Below are 15,716 nucleotides of genomic sequence, written 5' to 3'. Positions count from 1 at the left end.
TGAGCCCACACTTATGCGAAAGGGAGGTGAATATCATGGGATCGACCGGGACAGGAAACCGGGGCATCTACCTGGTAGCCGGCGCGATGATCATGCTGGTTGTCGCGTTTTTCGTTCTCTTCGGCCCGCCGAAACTGCTGGCCAAGTCGAGCACGCCCGATTTCTGCGTCGGGTGCCACACCATGGAAAACGAGTACGAGGCATGGATTCACACAGGAGCCCACCGGCGGATCAAGTGCGTCGACTGTCACCTCCCCAACCATAACGCTGCGATGCACTATATCTGGAAGTCCATCGACGGCATGAAGGACGCTATCTTCTTCTATTCGGGGCACGTGCCGGAAATCATCAGGCTATCCAGCCATGGCGAGAAGGTACTGCAAGCCAACTGCATCCGCTGCCACGAGACAACAGTTTCCCACATAGATACCGAACGACATTGCTGGAACTGCCACCGCCGCGTCTCCCACACCCGGAGCGGCGCGATGGAAACTCTCTAGGAGGCTAAACGATGAGACGACTGAATCCTGTTGCATCCATGATTGCCATGGCCGCCGCGGCAACCCTTCTTGCCGTGGGGGGATGCGCCCCCCAGAAGGCCGAGCCGGTAAAGACAGTCCAGATTCCCGACGGCGAAATCGACCCTGCGGTCTGGGGTAAAGCCTATCCCACCCACTATGAGCTCTGGAAGAAGACCGAAGAGCCCACCGAAGCCGGCAAGAGCAAGTACAAGAGAGGCTTCGACGCCGACAAGATCACCTACGACAAGCTCTCCGAGTTCCCCTACATGGCGCTCCTTTTCAATGGCTGGGGTTTCGGCATCGAGTACAATGAGCCCAGGGGACACGCCTACATGGTGCGCGACCAGCTGGAAATTGACGCATCGCGGGTCAAGGCGGGAGGGGTCTGCCTGACCTGCAAGTCGCCCTACGTTCCCAAGCTTCAGAAAGAACTGGGAGCTGACTACTTCAAGAAGCCCTTCAAGGAGGTCCTCGGCCACATTCCCGAAAAAGACCGCAACCTGGGGGTAGCCTGCATCGACTGCCATGACAACCGGGACATGAGCCTCAAGCTTTCCCGCAGCTTCACTCTGGGCGAAGCACTCAAAACCATGGGGGTCGATCAGGCGAAACTTACCCGCCAGGAGCTGCGGAGCGTCGTCTGCGCCCAATGCCACGTCACCTACAACATCCCCAAGGATGCCGAGATGAAATCGGTTGGGGTCTACTTCCCCTGGCAGGGGAGCAAAATGGGTAACATCTCCATCGAAAACATCATCAAGCAGATTCGCAGCGATGCCAGCGTGGGCGAATGGAAGCAATCCGTCACCGGCTTCAAGCTGGGCTTCATACGGCACCCCGAATTCGAGCTGTTCTCCAACAACAGCGTCCACTGGAAGGCCGGAGCCGCCTGCGCCGATTGCCACATGCCCTACACCCGGGTTGGGGCATTCAAGGTATCCGACCACCGCGTCATGAGCCCCCTGAAGAGCGACATGAAAGCCTGCATGCAGTGCCACTCCGAGAAACCCGAATGGCTCAGGGAACAGGTCATCGCCATCCAGGACCGGACAGTCTCCCTCATGCTTCGCTCCGGCTACGCCACCGCCACCGTTGCCAAGCTTTTCGAGAAGGCCCATGCCGCCCAGGCGGAAGGAAAGCAGATCGACAAAGCGCTCTATGACAAGGCGAAGGACCTCTACGAAGAGGCCTTCTACCGTTGCGTATTCATCGGCGCCGAGAACTCCGTCGGCTTCCACAACCCCACCGAAGCCATGCGGGTGCTGGGGGATGCCACCGCCTTCGCCACCAAGGCCGAGGCACTGCTGCGCCAGGCACTGACCAAGGCTGGCGTCGATGTCCCCCTTACCGTCAATCTGGAACTTAACAAGTATTTGGATCAGCGGGGGGAGAAGAAACTCAGATTCGACCCGAAGGTGGAGATCAAGGATCCATACGGAGTGCAGGTAAGGTTCTGATCTCGCCCTGATCCCATCAAGCCGTTAGACATGAAAGCCCCGGAGACTTCTTCTCTCCGGGGCTTTTCGTTTCCAAAAGATCAACCGATCACCCACCAAAACATTAAAGCCATTTCACGTAGCACCCCGCGAAATAACCAAACCCATCGAGAGCAAAACCACCGCGAACAGCAAAAGAATCGACGGCCGCAGTCATTTTTTTCCACCACAACACCCTAAAATCACAAGGACACCAATAAAATTAAAACTACTTAAATAAATGTTGCACATTATCGTGGGTACATACAGTGCAACTACCCTCACACGAAACTACCGCGCTCATACCACCTCCATAACTGCAAGCCTTACCCCGGGATCCCCAAAATGGTTCCTTTTCAGGAGTCGCGGCAGATCCCGGTTTTACATCGGAATCATTCCAGCGGAAACAGGCTCTGCCGACGATGCTTGGATTGTGGCGGCAAAGCCGCGCACAGGTATGCCGCATGGACGCGGCCGCATCTGTCGGCCGGCCCGCATGCAACCGGCAACGCCCGGGAAAGGAGGTTATTCACCAAGCTGTTCCGACGACCAGCACTGCGAACATGTGAAATCAAGGAGATGAAGGAGAAGCTATGAAGAACAAGAATATCTCGGGTTGGATTGCCCTGTTCTTGTGTCTCGTCTGTTCCCTGTTCCTCATGAACGGGAGCGGTTACGCGGCCGTGAGCAAGACCGATGGCACTCTTACCGGCAAGGTCACCATTTCGGGAACCAGAACGGCAATCCCGGGGGCCACCATCACAGCGGTGGGCACCACCGGCACCTTTACAGCCGTAACCGGCACAACCGGCAGTTACACCATGTCGCTGCCACCCGCCACATATACCGTAACCTGCAACGCCGAAGGCTATGTCTCAAAGACGGCATCAGCGACCCTCAAGGCCGGGGTCAAGACAGTCCTCAACTTTGCCCTACTCAAAGCGACAGTCACCACCGGCACCCTGACCGGTGCCGTCACCAACAGCGCCACCGGCACAGGGGTCTCCGGAGCAACCGTGGCAACCGCCACCGGCGGTTACAGCGCCACCACCGACAGCACCGGCAAGTACACCATCGCCAACATCACCGCCGGCACCTATAACGTCAACTGCACAGCCGACGGCTTCGCCATCCAGACTAAATCGGCCACAATCGCTTCCGGCGCCACGACCCCCCTCAATTTCGCCCTGATTTCATCGTCGGCCACCATCGGAAGCCTGACCGCAACCCCGTCAACATTCACCGAACTGGCAATCCCCACCATCAGCCTTACGGCATCGGTGGACGGCACCGCCTCCAGCTATGAATGGAGCCAGGTATCCGGCCCCAAAGTCCCCCTGTCCGGCAGCAGCGCCACAACCGCCACTGCCGACGTGAGCACCCTGAACGTCGCCGCGGAGGCCACCCTGGTCTTCCGGCTGACCGTAACCGGGTCCGACGGAGTTTCCGCAAGCCGTGACGTGACCGTTGCGGTTCAACCGACGGACATGGTTCCGTTCCTGGGCACCAATGTGCAACTGGGAGGCTCCACCACCGCCGTGGCCAAATTCACCTACGGCGGCGCCACCTGGAGCGCCTTCAACGTGGGCAACATCTTCAAGACGACCCCGGTCGGCATGACCAAGGGGGCAGTCTACTCCGTGGTGCTGCCCGGCTTCATCTTCGACCTCGACGTGGTTTCCCACAACGGCAAGGTCTACGCCCTGGCCTCCTGCGGCAGCGCCGGAATCGCCCTCGTCGACATCTCCAACCCGACGCTTCCGGCCCTGGTGCGGACCATGCCGGTCAACTACTACCAGGACGGCATCACCTTCACAGACGGCGGCGGCACCATCTGGACCGGCAATGTCATCGAGAGCGCCTCGGCATCCATCACCTCGGTGGAGACAGACGGCACCACCCTCTGGATCGGAGACTTCGACTACGGCATCCACAAGACGGCCCTGGCCAACCTGATGAACGGCGTGGCCGAAGCCGACGGCACCATCCTCGTGGACCAGGAGATCTACACCCTCCAGTACGCCGGGGAGAACCCCTGGGGGGGCCCCGTTTCGCTGAAGCTTTACAACGGCAGGATATTCGCCAGCCTCGGACCTCTCGGGCTCAACATCTATGACGCCGCCACCCTCGGCTGGATCGGCCGCTACAACCTCTACACCGACACGGCCCGCACCGAAGACTACTTCGGCGCCTTGAACGTGGCAACCGCGGTGGGTAGCGACGCCGCCACCGGCGACCTCTTCCTGGACGACTTCACCGGCATGCCCGACTACCGCCAGGTCCAGTACGAAATCCTCGTGGTCATGAAGGGAACCGGCGCAGGAGCCACCCCCTGGGCGGATTTCGAGCGCAACGGCAAGTGGTACTACAAGGCCCAGGACGTGGATATCGCCGTCCAGGGGACCCGCACCATCGCCTACGTGGCCTACTCCCTCGGCGGCGTGGTGGCAATCGACATAACCAACCCGGCAGCCCCGGCCTACCTGGGTTACTTCCCCGCCGTGCCGGTCAACGGGCCCTATGAAACCAATTCCCTCCCCTCAAGCATCCTCCCCTATGAAGGGGCCGGAATGCTTAAGGAATCAGGCGTCACCGGCGTGCGGGTTTCCGGCGACCGGGTCTACCTCACCGACCACTTCGCCGGCCTGGTGATCCTCGACAAGGCATCCCAGCCGGATCTCTACTGGCACGGCTCCAATCCGCCCTACAGCAACAATACCAACGGCGTCGCCGACGACAATGTCCCCGACTACGAAGACGTAACCATCTACGACATGAGCCCCTGGGATCCCCTCGACAACGAGTCGCTCCCCTGGGCCTTCTACCAGGCCCCCTGCCTGCTGGCCACCAAGGAGTTGAACGGCCACGGCTACACCCTGCTCCTCAACGAGCCGGTAGACCCCACCAGCGCAGGCACCGTGGACGTGCTGGAGGCCTCCAGCGCCGGCGGTTTCGTCTTCGTTGACGTAACGAACCTCACCGCCGCCAGCATGTACGACCGCTTCACCATCGCCGCCTACTTCCCCACCACCGACGAGATCGGCGCCGCCGCCGACGGAACCGCCACCCAGACCATCGCCCTGGGGCACTCCTCGGGCATCGAGGCGTCCGCCGGCTACCTCTACGTTTCCGACGGCCCCCACGGCGTCATCGCCTTCAACCTGAACGACGCCCAGGGCTATCCCACCGACTCGGTCCACGTGGTGGCCAACACCCTCCAGGACGAGTATCCGCAGCTGGTGGGGACCGAGTGGATCTACCCGGCCTCCCACACCGTCCGCAACGTGTTCGATTTCGCCCGCGGCATCACCTGGGCCCAGTGCGTCGGCAACGGCATGCGGAGCGTTTCCGTGGCCGGCGTGGAAGCGGGTCTCGGGCAGGTGGGCGCCCCCTACCTGATGAAGCTGCAGCGTGACGACCTCTTCGAGCACAACTCCGACTTCACCGTCAAGGCCCTTCCCTTCCAGGACAAGGCCTACGACGTGGAGTTCCGGGGCAACTACGCCTACGTGGCCGACGGCCCCAACGGCATCACCATCTACGACGTTACCAAAGACCCCTCAAGGGCCAACAGCGGTTTCTACGTCAACAACGTCGGTTCCAACCTGGGCGAACCCCTGCTGGGGACCGCTTCGGGCATCGAGCTGTGGCAGAACCCGGCCAACGCCAGGCTCTACGCCATTATTGCCTCCGGCCCCTACGGCGTGGGCGTGGTGGACATCACCGATCCCATGGCCATGAAAATCTTAAAGGTCTTCGAGCCGATCAAGATCGAGGACGGCGACATCGGCGTGGCTGACGGCCAGGCCATCGACGTGGAAGTCATCGGCGACAAGGCCTACTTCAGCTACGACAGTTTCGGCGTGGTCTGCTACAGCATGGCCGACCTGATCGCGCCGGTGCCGGTGGGGGTCGACCCGACCGAGATATTCCTCAAGAACACCTCCGGCACGGTGATCTACGACTACCGGCCGGCAGCCCTGGGCCAGTTCAAGCTCCAGTACGTCCCCGGCTACGAAGACGTTGCCGGCGGCGCCGTCCGGATGGACTACACCCAGCAGAACGGCAAGCTTTACATCTATGCGGCATTCGGCGAGGCCGGGCTCCTGAAGATCGACTATACCAACCCAGTGGCTCCCCTCCTGGTTGAACGCAAAGACACCTCAGCGGAGGCGTCCGACGTGGTCATCGCCAACGGCCGCATCTATGTGGCCGACGGTAGCGGCGGGCTCGTTTTCTTCAAGTAGCCCGGCTTTCAAAACACAAGTGCCCCGGAATGGCCCGGGGCACTAAATCAAAACAAAGGAAACAAACACATGAAAAAATTTATAACCGTAGCAGCCCTCACATTGCTTGCAGCCGGCGGAACCTCAACCATGGCGGAAGCAGCAAAGAAAGTGCCGGTCCCCACAGTAACCTATACCAACAACCTCTCCAACCCGGTCATCTTTGCCGAAGGAACCGGCCTGACCGGTTTCCCCACCGCGGAGGCCACCGGGCTGCGCGGACCGGTTGAATCCCTTACCGAGGTCTACCCCTACAATGGCATCAACTACTATCTGCAACAGACCGTAAACACCTGGCAGGCCGACTGGCGAAACGGCCAACCGGGCGGCGAAACAGTTGAAGTGGACTGGTCCGACAACATTGTCCGGACCACCTGGTCCTCAGCATCGGTCATCCGGGTGGAAGTGGTGATGGGCAAGGAACTGACCACCCCCATGAACGGCTATGACATGACCTACCTCTTCGGCGAGGGAATCGCCGAGGTCTGGGGCACCACCGGCACGAAAATCCCGGCCGGCTTCCCCACGGTCTACTCCATCTGCGCCCGGCTCACCATCCAGAAGCTTGACGGCCCCAACGGCAACGTGGTCGGCACCCTCTATGACAGCGCCATCTACGACCGCTTCGGCGTTGACGGCCCGACCAGTGCCTACGCGGCCGAAGTCAACGTCCCCGGCAAGGTCATCTACGGATACAACTGGGACCTCGCCAAATTCGACATGGCCAGCATAGGTCTCCCCACCGAGCCGAAATCCGGCTGGTACCGCCTCAGCTTCAGCCTTGATCCGGTGGCGGCCTACAGCGTCACCGACGCCAGCGGCGTTGTTCGCAACTACGCGGTGCCCCGCAACACCGTGCTCGGCAGCCTGAACGCCCTCGACGTTCCGGGCACCAGCGTTCCCGAGGTCGTGCTCTACCCCCCCAAACTTTCATCGGGAGAGGTCTCGACTCTGGAAATCTACGTAAAACCCGCCACCGGCAAGAAATAGCTCTCCGACACTTCAATAATCTGCCAATGATTTTTGATGGGACTACGGTCCCATCTTTTTTCCAACATCAATCATTATAAGCATATATTTGGCATCTACGTTTTTTGACTGCTTATAATCTGCTGTAAGTCGATGAACTGTTGGTAACCCCACCGCCCTCCCCCTGCCGTTTATTGGAAAAAACTCTAAAGTCTGGAACTAACCGTCCGATAACTATAGGTAATGGCTATCTTTTTTATTAAGCAAAATGTAAGAATATTCATATGTTTGCATTTCACTCCAGCGTATTTCCGGTTTTCCTGTCGACGGCCGGTGAGTATTGCTGAAATTAATTTTTTTACAATCGGGAGGGAAAAGGGGTGTTTCAGATGGAAGTGAGTATTGGCAGGCGGCTGACCTTGAACATGGTCTGGGGAGTTTTGGTTGTTCTGGTGCTGGTGGCCGGCAACTGGATCGGCATGGGGCGCCTGGAGCACTTGCAGGTGGTGAGCCACGACGCCATGGCACGCAGCAGGTCCGCCCAGGAAACCAAGGTAATCGGAGAGAAATTGTATCGCTTCATTCTGGAGGCAATAGCCAACCCGGAGATGGCCAGCAGCTCATCCAAGGGGTGGCAGGACCGAAAGGCCGAAGGGATAGCCAAGCTGCAGCAGTTGTCCGAACAGGCGAAAGGCGATGCAGCCCTGAGCACTATGGTTTCCGCCGCCGACAAGGCATTTCACGGAACGATTACCCTCTTCGAGAACAAGTTGATCCCGGCCATCGAACGCAGTGCAAGCTCAGATGAGCTCATGGACATTGATGACGAGATCGCCATGGAGGCCGACAATCTGAGCATCAATCTGATGAAAGTTGCCGACACCCTCGATAAACGCGCCGTTGCCGCGAGCAGCCAGTACGATTCTTTCAGCCATAAAATCAAGTTATTCTCCCTGGCCCTGGGGATTATCGGCATCACGCTGCTGGTGGTTTTTTCCTTCTGGCTCGGCCGCTCGATCATGAAGCCGCTCAGGCAGGTTATTGCCATGATGAAGGATGTGGCGGAAGGAGAGGGAGACCTCACCAAGCGCCTCGACCACCATAGCAACGACGAACTGGGCACGCTCTGCACGGAGTTCAACACGTTTGTCGGCAAGGTTCACGACACCATTTCACGGACCTCCTCCGTAGCCGGAAACGTGACCGGGTCGGTGGCTGAGATCAGCCGGACAGCCGAGCAGCTTGCCGGCGGAGCGGAAGAGGTCGCCTCCCAGGCGGTGATGGTTGCAACGGCCAGCGAGGAGATGGCCGCCACCTCCTGCGAGATCGCGGGCAATTGCCAGGCAGCGGCACAGGCATCGAGCCACGCGAAGGAAACGGCTTCACGGGGATTTGCCATGGTGGAAAGCACCATAGCGGTCATGAACCAGATCGCTCAGCGGGTGAAATTATCGGCCGATTCGGTCCAGGGACTTGGGGCCCGTTCCGACCAGATCGGCGAGATTGTCATGACAATTCACGACATTGCAGACCAGACCAACCTGCTGGCCCTGAACGCGGCAATCGAAGCGGCCCGTGCCGGCGAGCAGGGGCGCGGTTTCGCCGTCGTCGCCGATGAGGTTAGGGCGCTTGCAGAGCGGACCTCCAAGGCCACCCGCGAAATCGGGGATATGATCAAGGGAATTCAGGGGGAGACCAAAAACGCAGTCATCGCCATGGAAGAGGGTGTCAAGGAAGTCGAATCGGGAACCAGGGAGGCAACGAAATCGGGCGACGCACTCCATGAAATAATGCAGGAAATCGAACAGCTCAACGGCCAGGTAGGTCAGATTGCCTGTGCCGCAGAACAGCAGACCGCCACGACCATGGAAATCAGCGGCAGCATCCAGCGCATCAAGGATGTTGCCCAGGAAACCGCAGGGGGCGCCCATGCCAGCGCCCACACCTCGGCACAGCTCAATGACCTCTCCCGCGAACTGGACCAACTGGTAGGCCAGTTCAAGGTATAAGGATTTCCCCGCACCGCCCGGGCAGCCTCACCTGCCCCCGCAACCGCACATGAGAAGGCGGGAGGAACCATCTCCTCCCGCCATTGCTTAAGCGCACTCCTTGCAGGTGCCCCCCTTCCAACACGATCCGCAACCAATACTTCGAAATAAAAGCAGCACGGACTGGTTCGGAGTCAACCTCCGTCAGCGGCCATTCGTTAATGGTGAGTAGTTACACGACGCCAGGCACCGGTTGGAGATAATGGCGGGGCAGTATCGACACGCACCTCCGGAGGCTCTCTTTGACAGGCCGGCTGCATACGATACACTTGTTGCACCCAAAACATCAGATAACCGCCTGCATTGCCGTAACTTTTCCACCGGAAGATACCGGCGTGCCATTCGGCATGCGCCGCCAACAACCCTGCGTAGCATAAACGGAGGACAATATGCGGAAATTACATTATGGAATTGTCGTGCTGACGATGCTGATCTTCTGCTCGGTGAGGCCTGTTTCGGCCCAGATCAGCATCGGCATCGGACTGCCCCACGTCAGCATCGGGATTAACCTGCCCCTCTACCCAGAACTTGTGCCGGTGCCGGGGTATCCCGTCTATTACGCACCACAAGTAGCGGCAAACTATTTCTTCTACGACGGCCTCTACTGGGTTTTCTGGCACGAGGACTGGTATGCCAGCGAATGGTACAACGGCCCATGGTGGCTTGTGGAACCGGAAATCGTGCCTCTGTACATCTTGCGGGTGCCGGTACGCTACTACCGGTATCCTCCCCCCTATTTCAGAGGATGGCGGCACAATGCGCCTCCCCGCTGGGGCCAGTATTGGGGGCGCGAGTGGGAGCATCACCGGAAAGGATGGAACAAATGGGATCGCCGGCACGTCCCGGCGCGGGCTCCGCTGCCCGTCTACCAGCGCAATTACACGGGAGACCGCTATCCCCGGCAAATGGAAGAGCAACGGACGTTACGCCATGAACACTATCGTTACCAGCCGCGCACCAGGGCGATCCGGCAGCACTTTCAGCAACCCGGCGACAGAGGCGTAACGGCGCCGGTCCAACGGCAGAGGCAGGACACCCCCGGAATGAGGGCTCCACGGCAACAGATGGAACAAAGGGTGCCGGCACCCATACAGCGGCAACAGAGGGAAGAGCGCCGGATAAGAACCCCGGCGCAGATCCCCCCAACACAGCAGAGAAGTCCGCAGTTCAAGGGACAGGGACCACAGCAGGGAACCATCCAGCAGACGCCGCGGCCGCAGCGGCAGGAGCAACGGTACCAATACAGGGAAAAGACCCAGGAGCCCAGTCGCGGACGAGAGCAACGGCAGGAGAGAGAAGAACGCCGGGGGAGGTAAAACAACATCCCGCATTCCGGAGGTAATACTTTCGGATGTCCGTTACCCTCTGCACAAAGCAAAGGCGGCCAAAAGGCCGCCTTTTGCATTTCGATATTTATCTCCCCCGGCAGTCCGGAAATCCCATCATCACCTGGCCGAAAGGTCGTGGGGAACGGTCACCGTACGGCTCAAGGAAGCCCCGGTCCCGGCTTCGTTCCTTACAAAGACCGTGACCGAGTAATGGCGGCCGTCCTTGTCCTGGCCATGGCGCATGGCCTCAACCGGGAGCGCCGCGCTGAAGCTCCCGCCCGGTCCAAGCTGCACGGTTCCGACCCCCGACATGACTCCGTACTCATCCTCGATGGAGTAACCGGCTTCGGCCGTCATGCACCCTTCGGGCATCCGGACTGTTCCGCTCAGCACCACCTGGGTCATGCCGTGATCCGGCGGCCAGACCACTTCCGGCTGGAGCGAGTCCAGCGTGACGACCGGAATGCCGCTGCACTGGGAGGGGACCGTCACAGCGATGCGGATGCCGTTGCCTGCCAAGGCGGTGTCGTGGGAAGCCATCGCCCGCGACAGCATCTTCCCGGAGTAAACACCACTGGCCGTCCCCTCCGGGACGCGGATTCTCAGCAGGATCGAAGCACTGGAACCGCCAGAGGCAAATGTCATGGACGGCGACAATGACAGCCAGCCAGCGGGAAGGTTGCCATCGACAAGCTTGTTCAGGAAGAGCAGATAGAAGGTTGAGGGGTTATCGCCTGCAACGGTCACCTTCACCAGCGACTGCCCCTCGCCTCCAGCCGGAATGGTCATGGATATGCTCTCCGGCTGATACTCTATGGAGGACGCCGAAACACTCTCTGCACACCAGGCCAGCCACAGGGCAACAAAAACGGCGAGACATTTTCTCACGGCGCACCTCCAACCGGAATTTATCGCTATATTCTAGCCACTTGCAGCCAGCAAGGTCAATATTTTTGATGAGGCCAAGACCGTGGCACCGCCGCCGCAGAACAGGGCTCCACCACCCTCACCGGAAACACGGGAAATATCTGGCACAGCGGACAGGCTGGATGCTTTGAGTAAAGGAGAAAGACAAAGGCCGCCCGGAGATTCAGGCGGCCTTTGGGTTGCTTTATGGCAGGCGCGGGGCCTCTGAGGTCACTCCGCCGGCTCACTCGCCGCGTCCATGGAGGAGAGCAGTTGCTCCGCGAGCCCCTCGATGTTGGCAGTCAGCAGGGCACGCCACCCCTCGGGCGTACGCCGCAGCGTCATCACGTCGGTACTGGAAACCGTGAGCTTGTCAACGGCGGTATTCGACCGGAAAACCACGTGCATCAGCTCCTTTCCCTCCGGCACCTGACCGATCACCGTCATCTCCAGGTTGCGCACCGCCTCGCCGAATCCCGGCACGCTCTCCTCCAGACCCGACATGAGCCGCACAAAGACCTCCCGGTCCTGCAGTTTCCGGAACTCCTCGGCCCCTTTGACGCCGAAGAGCGCCGAAAACACCTCCTCTGCATCCGGCAACTCCGCAAGCGGGGCGAACATATTTTTCAGCCGGCTCAATGCATCCGGATGCATCAGGCGGGAATAGGCCTCCCAGTCCCCCTTTTTCAGCGTCGCCGACAGCCGCGCCGTCACGGCTGCGGGGCTCTCCTCCACGCCTTCGGCCGCCATGGCGGGAACTGTGATCAACGTCGCAAAAAGGAGGGTTAAAACGACCATCAGCTTTTTCATAATGGCTCCTTTGGAGTGTTTTGGGTTTCAAGTCCTCACCCACCGTCAGTTCGATCCCGCATACGATGACGTGTTGCAGCGGGCCTGGCATGTCGAAACGAGGTTGTCGTGGCATAAAAAAAGACATCAAATATCTCATCGGTGGGGTGCCTCTGTTGTTCCAGGGAGGGCGCCGGTTGTACGTTCAACAATACCATGAACTTGAGACCGCAGCGCCGCGCCGTCCTTCATCTTGAGTATGAGATAAAGCCCGAAAGGCAGACAACAAAGGGTCGCAAGAGCCGCATACATGGGCATGGCGTTATGCACAACGATCTTGTCGGACCGCAAATGGATCTCCGTGACGATTCCGAGAGATTTGACCACTCGCAGGCAGTTGCGGTTAAGTGGTGGGATTTTTATTTTGTAACCATCCGGCAACTGCCTGGCTAATTCTTCCCTAAGGGAATCTACATCCTTGGCAATTTCAGGAATGATCGCGTTGCCCATGAATATATCTCTCTGGATTACTCCAGGCCTCCCCCATAGCGGTCTCAGGACTGGTCTTTGCCCGTTTCCTCCAGCGGCTGATTCCACGCCAATTTGACCCAAGGGCTCTTCTGGTCTGAGAGAAGAAATTTGCTCGCAACGAGCACTGTCGGCTCACTGCTGCCCGCCCAGAATTCACGCCCCAGCAGGTAGTTATTGCCCATTTCTTCCCATGATGTAAATGTTGCCTGAATCACTTTGGCGGCTGCCATGATTTCCTGCCAGGCTTCATCCTCAGTAAGATACCCAGCTCTGCCGGCACATTCGGCCACATAAACCAGCCGGCAATAGTCCCACGCGATAATGCTTTTTTTGCCTACGGTATCTTTGTGCTTGTACACCAATTGGAGTTGTTTCTGTATCTCGGGCTGGTTTGCATAGCTGCTTACCAGTTGGTTGAATTCATTCTGATTGCTCTGTGAAATCTCCTTCAGCACGAGATTGAATTCCTCGCGATGGCCTTGCTCCCTGAGGAATTTGATCGCATCGAGAGCAGTCTTATGGTCTTGAATCTCCCAATCACTCCTCAGCATCTCCTGAAGGTCTTTTACATCAGCGGCGCCTCCTGGAACATCCAGCTTCATATCGTTGGCTTTCTTGGGAATAGCAGAGGTTGCGAGCGCCCATTTTTGCGACTCGGTCAATGAGCTTTCCTTTGAAGATGAGTTCTTACACCCTCCCATTACCATCATTGTCATGACCATCACCAGACAAATAACAATACTTGCAATTCTTCCTGAATTCACTTGTTATGCCTCCTTGAATTTGAGCCAGACCCCATGGTATCTAGACATTACATTTGACTTACCGCTTAAAATACTGCTTTGTACCGATCGATTAATCCAACTAGTTTTAATGATGGATGCCAATCTTTTTTGCGACGTAGTTCATCTAGAACTGCAAAAGACGCTCGTAGCAAGTCTCTATTTGTTAAATCTTCAAATTTATCATAACTATCTGCATATTGCGGTGGCAACTCATGCTTAAGAACACTCTTTATCTCGTCTATCAATATATCTATGTGATCCATAATTATCCTTACAATAGTTACAGTTTAGTTATTGTTCCTGGGTCAACAGGTATTGGGCCATCTACAATGACTTGTGTTGCCTTGCCCGGGCCATATATCTTGTAATCTTTTGTCAACGGTTCCGGATAATCTGCAGTACCCCATTTGCCGTTTGGAATCTTCATTTTATCTATGATGTCCAATGAATTGCCTGAAACTCGATAATCAGGGCGATATGGGATTTGCAATTTATCACTTGCGACAATGCCATCATCAATTTTGTCAAAAGATACGTATGTACCACCACGTTTAGCTGGCAAAGTCCCTGCCCGAGCATCTTGCATTGGTGCAAACTTGGAATTAGCATATCTATGAAATTGGGCAGGTACTGCTTGACCATTAGGGGTTACATAAAAATCTATTTTCCCGTTTGCCTTACGATATCGATGGTCAGATGCCTTCCCACCACACCCCGCCAACCCCAGCGGATCAACCCACTGCATCGGGTCATGCACATAACCATGGGTCCTTAATCCCCCCTCCAGCCGGATCGGGTCCTGACTCAGGTACTGGCTGCTTTCGGGATCATAGTACCGGTTCAGGTTGTAGTAAAGGCCGCTCTCTTCGTCCTCCCACTGGTTCTGGAACCGGAGTTCGCAGTCGACTTCGGCAAAGATCGTCTCTTCGCCGTTGACGACTTTTCTCCTCTGTCTGGTGATGGTTGCCGCACCCCACAGGGCATGGTCGGCCTGCCAGACGCACTCCCCTTCGGCGTCGAAGAGCTCCTTCGGGGTGCCGAGGTGGTCGGTGACGATGGGGTAGATGCTGCTTGCCCCCTGTTCGACGATTTCCTTGGCAATGGGGATGAAGGTGCCCGGCTCGAAGTGCCAGCGGTGGATGACGGTTTCTGTGCCGGTGGTTCGGTGCTCTTCGGCAAGGGTGGCCCCCTGCCAGAGGTAGGTGACGCTCTTCTCTTTGCCGAGGCACTCTTTTTTCACCCGCCGGCCGAAGGCGTCGTAGGTGTAGCGCCAGGTTTCGCCTTCGGGGGTGGTTACTTCCCGCAGCCGGTCCAGTTCGTCCCACCGGTAGCGCCAGGTTTTGGGGCGGAAGCCGTGGCGGGCGTGGGTTTTCTCGACGACCCGGCCGCGGCTGTCGTGGCGGTAGGAGGTGAGGCCGATGCGGGTGACGACATCCCCCTCGTAGTGGTGCTGCCGGTGGGGGGTGTAGGTGAGGTTTTTTATGGCGTCGTACTGGTAGCGCTCGGTGGTGGCAGGGGCAAGCCCCTTGCGACGCTGGACGCCGGTCACCTGGTCGCGGGGGTCGTAGGTGTAGCGGGCGCTGCCGCGAATGGTGTCGTCGACCCCCACCAGCCGGGAGGATTTGTCCCAGCGGTATTCTCTTCAGATTTCCCCAATAGCGAAATATGTGGAATATCTCTAATTTACTGCTCACTATTTTCGTTAAGATTTATCAAAAACATGATTTAGCGCATCATTTTCTGTCCTATACAACTCAGCCCACGCAATACCTTGAAGGGATGAAGCGTCTATCAGTTCCTCTCTTGTTACATCTGAGTCTGTTGGAATAGCTACGTGAACAAAGCATGGAAAAAAGGTAATTGGGAAAAGACCATAAGACTCATGTCGGTGCGTTAAAACCACTAACTTAACATCACCTGGCCTGCCATATTTCTGCCCAACCAGCGGAGGATCAATTTCAACCATGGCAGCTTCCTTGCCGGTGCTAAGAAAAACTTTATTCAGAAATACACACTTTCGTGGTTTTTCAAATTCGTAACTGTCCATTGATGATAAATAATATGTTGGCAAATTCATT

12 protein-coding genes are annotated in these 15,716 nt (G+C 57.7%); 6 read left to right on the top strand and 6 right to left on the bottom strand.

All coding sequences use genetic code 11. From position 1 onward, the window contains the following. Nucleotides 1-35 precede the first annotated feature (35 nt). The 6 genes from nrfH to JZM60_RS07290 all read left to right on the top strand — a co-directional run bounded on the left by nrfH (nucleotide 36) and on the right by JZM60_RS07290 (nucleotide 10,615). The gene (gene nrfH, locus JZM60_RS07315; RefSeq protein ID WP_207164950.1) at nucleotides 36-500 is read left to right on the top strand and encodes a cytochrome c nitrite reductase small subunit; all 465 of its coding nucleotides are present in this window, start codon (nucleotides 36-38) and stop codon (nucleotides 498-500) included. An 11-nt stretch (nucleotides 501-511) separates the two neighbouring features. Continuing rightward, complete coding sequence (locus JZM60_RS07310; RefSeq protein ID WP_207164948.1) at nucleotides 512-1,978, top strand: ammonia-forming cytochrome c nitrite reductase subunit c552; 1,467 nt, start codon at nucleotides 512-514, stop codon at nucleotides 1,976-1,978. A gap of 611 nt (nucleotides 1,979-2,589) precedes the next feature. After that, nucleotides 2,590-6,243 carry a carboxypeptidase regulatory-like domain-containing protein gene (locus JZM60_RS07305; RefSeq protein WP_207164946.1) on the top strand — a complete coding sequence of 1,218 codons (3,654 nt, stop codon included), beginning with the start codon at nucleotides 2,590-2,592 and terminating at the stop codon, nucleotides 6,241-6,243. Nucleotides 6,244-6,312: 69 nt separating this feature from the next. Then, nucleotides 6,313-7,272, top strand: a complete 960-nt coding sequence (locus tag JZM60_RS07300; RefSeq protein WP_207164944.1) for a hypothetical protein — start codon at nucleotides 6,313-6,315, stop codon at nucleotides 7,270-7,272. Nucleotides 7,273-7,640: 368 nt separating this feature from the next. Further along, complete coding sequence (locus JZM60_RS07295; protein WP_207164942.1) at nucleotides 7,641-9,260, top strand: methyl-accepting chemotaxis protein; 1,620 nt, start codon at nucleotides 7,641-7,643, stop codon at nucleotides 9,258-9,260. A gap of 428 nt (nucleotides 9,261-9,688) precedes the next feature. Further along, nucleotides 9,689-10,615, top strand: a complete 927-nt coding sequence (locus tag JZM60_RS07290; protein WP_207164940.1) for a hypothetical protein — start codon at nucleotides 9,689-9,691, stop codon at nucleotides 10,613-10,615. 129 nt (nucleotides 10,616-10,744) lie between these two features. Here JZM60_RS07290 and JZM60_RS07285 read toward each other — a convergent pair whose 3' ends face one another. The 6 genes from JZM60_RS07285 to JZM60_RS07260 form a co-directional block, all read right to left on the bottom strand. Continuing rightward, entirely contained in the window at nucleotides 10,745-11,515 is a 771-nt protein-coding gene (locus tag JZM60_RS07285; RefSeq protein WP_207164938.1) for a hypothetical protein, read from the bottom strand. A 249-nt stretch (nucleotides 11,516-11,764) separates the two neighbouring features. Beyond that, on the bottom strand, nucleotides 11,765-12,343 hold the full coding sequence (locus JZM60_RS07280; protein WP_207164936.1) for a hypothetical protein: 579 nt from the start codon (nucleotides 12,341-12,343) through the stop codon (nucleotides 11,765-11,767). 135 nt (nucleotides 12,344-12,478) lie between these two features. Then, on the bottom strand, nucleotides 12,479-12,832 hold the full coding sequence (locus JZM60_RS07275; RefSeq protein ID WP_207164934.1) for a hypothetical protein: 354 nt from the start codon (nucleotides 12,830-12,832) through the stop codon (nucleotides 12,479-12,481). Nucleotides 12,833-12,876: 44 nt separating this feature from the next. Beyond that, a complete protein-coding gene (locus JZM60_RS07270; protein WP_207164932.1) occupies nucleotides 12,877-13,617 on the bottom strand; it encodes a DUF1266 domain-containing protein in 741 nt (246 codons plus the stop codon). Nucleotides 13,618-13,918: 301 nt separating this feature from the next. Then, on the bottom strand, nucleotides 13,919-15,247 hold the full coding sequence (locus JZM60_RS07265) for an RHS repeat domain-containing protein (RefSeq protein ID WP_207164930.1): 1,329 nt from the start codon (nucleotides 15,245-15,247) through the stop codon (nucleotides 13,919-13,921). Nucleotides 15,248-15,340: 93 nt separating this feature from the next. After that, complete coding sequence (locus JZM60_RS07260) at nucleotides 15,341-15,715, bottom strand: hypothetical protein (protein WP_207164929.1); 375 nt, start codon at nucleotides 15,713-15,715, stop codon at nucleotides 15,341-15,343. Nucleotide 15,716 lies beyond the last annotated feature (1 nt).

The organism is Geobacter benzoatilyticus (assembly GCF_017338855.1).
In the GTDB taxonomy this organism is placed as follows: domain Bacteria; phylum Desulfobacterota; class Desulfuromonadia; order Geobacterales; family Geobacteraceae; genus Geobacter; species Geobacter benzoatilyticus.
The sequence above is the reverse complement of the archived record's forward strand: the minus strand, read 5'-3'. Positions and strand labels throughout refer to the sequence as shown.